We start from the raw sequence: 2682 nt of genomic DNA, 5'->3' as shown, positions 1-2682 counted from the left end.
TTGTGTGTTGATGACCTGATCATTTTGTAATAAGTCTACTTTGATTGTTTTCGGACGATCTGTCGCATTATCGCCTTTCCATGTTTTTGTTCCTGTAATGGATGTAGATTTCACTTTATTCGAAATCGGTAATTTAACTCCGTTTACAGTATTTGATTTCACTTCAAAACTTACTTTTGTCTGAGGATCGAAATCAATATAGTCTGGAGCTGAAACTTCTTGCACATAATATTTTCCTGGTTGTAAATTAGGAATTTCGATTATCCCTTTTTCATCCGTTACATATACATCTCCAACTTGTTCACCTGACTCTTTATACAGCTTAAACGAGACATTCGGTATTACTTTTTCTTCATCACCTTCAAGATGCTTAACAATCCTTAACGTTCCTTTAGGAGGTAAATCACCTTGAGCACCACCGCCAGATGTTATATTGTTAACTTTGGCACTACCCGACTCAGAAACCGGCTGTTTGTATAGAACTTGATAATCAATCTTATAATCATTATTAAAAGATTCTTGGCTCTTTCCGCTTTCCGTTATAGTACTCGTATAAGAAACGGTAAAGGATCTAGCACTTCCCATATTCCAGTTAATCACGACTTTAAATGAATGACCGTCGTCATTAAACTGAATATCTCCATAACGTTGCTTTCGAAATTCTTCAATTGATAAAGACTCTCTGTTATCAACTGCTATCCGAAAACTATCTTTATTAAGTGTTTGACCTTCCTGCAAACTATCAGACACAACAATATCTCTACTTAAATATTCTTTGTTTAAGTTTATATTCAAGAACCAACGCACTTCATTAGTGTTGTTTGGTTGAATATCACCAGATTTGTAGAAAAACGGTTTAGAGCCTGTACCACCACCACTAGTTGGACCAGCAATCGTTACAGTTTGCTTATCTAAAGTTGTCCCTAAATTTGTTGCAACATCTTTCGTTTGATCCGTTCCTACATTACTAGCTTGAACTGTAAAATTAAAATGCCCTCTAATATTGTGAAGTTTCTCAACCATATCATTAAATGTACATACCACATTACCTGCATTTACTTGACAAGTACCAAAATTATTACCTTGCTCATCATTTAATGGAATCGTCCCATTAAATCCTGTTAATTCCCGAGGCAGTGTTAACGTTAGTGTGTCTCCAGACTTCATCTTATTTCCAGATTTATCACTAAAAGTTACATTTATTTTAGCCTGTTCTCCGTATTTTAGTTTCGTTTTATCAATCGTAAAACTATCCACAAATCCTGTTGTACTTAACTCCTGTGCATTCGCTATTATAGGCATTAAACTCTGACCTATAGTAAACATAAAAATCATTATAATTGAAAAAATCGAAAATACTCTTTTTGAATGTATATTCATGGCATCCCCCTATATTTTATATTCATATCACATTATTATGATATTCTACTCAACTTGAATACTCTTTTCTTCAACCAATCCATAAGGCTTCACGCAAGTCTTTGTCACCTCTCTCACAAGAACTATTGTGATATTGAACTATTTATGTAATCTTCTTCTCAAATAATATACAGCTCATTTTTCATTATAAGAGAGAAGTTATTTCTATTTTTTGTAATTATCTGTATTTTGAAAACAAATTTCATTTGCTTAACCTAACAAATCTATTAGAATAATTAAGTAAAATCTTTATATAAATCTTGATTTACAAATTTTTTCATTAAATATAGAATAGTAATTTGGGAAATAACACTATCTTCACTTTTAAATAGTATCCAAAAATCAATATATTTTACTTTGAAGAATAGTATAACGTAGTGTGGTGCAATATAATTTGATCCTATTTTACAAGAAATGCATATACCTTAAAGGCAATATTATAGAATTTTCACTATTAAGCAAGAGGAGTATATATCGTGACTCGATAAAACAATTATTAGTAGTGTCGCATTAACTTCAGAGCAATTTTATGAATTTCCATTTTTTGAATATATAGTTCAATTTAAGGTATTCATAATATTATCGAATAAAAAAACAAGATTTCCATTACTTTTTCGACAAAATAATCACTATACATTAGAGGATATTTTTAATTTCACTGAATTTCTTTCCTGTACATTCTTCATCGATTACTATAATAAACAATAAAGAATGGGGAATAACACACTTGATGATGTTAATATAAACTCAATTCAAAGTCAATTCTTTCTGCTTTGTTTTTATAAAAGATGTGTTATTTTAAAAGTTTTTTCGACATTTCACGACAATATATTTACTTCCATTAATTATTAGACTAAAATGATGATACTTAAGGAAATATATTACACAATATGTACTATCAACTTCGTGGCATATATATTTACTAGAAGTGGGTTCTATATAGAGTTCACTTACAAAAAAAGCCCGACATTCCCTTTTGAAAACGTAACGTTTTATTCAAGTGTACTTTATCATCAAAACTTGTATTCTATATATAATAAAAAACATGCCAAGTGCTTTTCAGCATTTGGCATGTTTTTTTATTAACCTCGTTGACGGCCAAATAAGAATACCCCAAAAACTAACAACAACATACCTACAAATATTGAAATAAATTCCGTTGGTGTTCCCCCTGTTTTAGGAAGTAACGCTATCGTTTTATCATTCTCTTTAGTAGGTGGAACTCTTGAATCGTTATTTGTACTTGTGTTTGATTCTTTGTTT

2 protein-coding genes are annotated in these 2682 nt (G+C 30.7%); both read right to left on the bottom strand.

Annotated elements, in window-relative coordinates; translation table 11 throughout:
• A partial coding sequence (locus V7183_RS21270) for a collagen binding domain-containing protein (RefSeq protein WP_335360751.1) occupies positions 1-1380 on the bottom strand: 1380 nt, incomplete at its 3' end.
• A 1121-nt stretch (positions 1381-2501) separates the two neighbouring features.
• Positions 2502-2682: LPXTG cell wall anchor domain-containing protein (locus V7183_RS21265; RefSeq protein WP_335360750.1), on the bottom strand; the 181-nt coding region annotated here is incomplete at its 5' end.

This window comes from Bacillus sp. JJ1127, assembly GCF_036965845.1.
Lineage (GTDB): Bacteria > Bacillota > Bacilli > Bacillales > Bacillaceae_G > Bacillus_A.
This window is presented reverse-complemented; position numbering and strand designations above follow the sequence as displayed.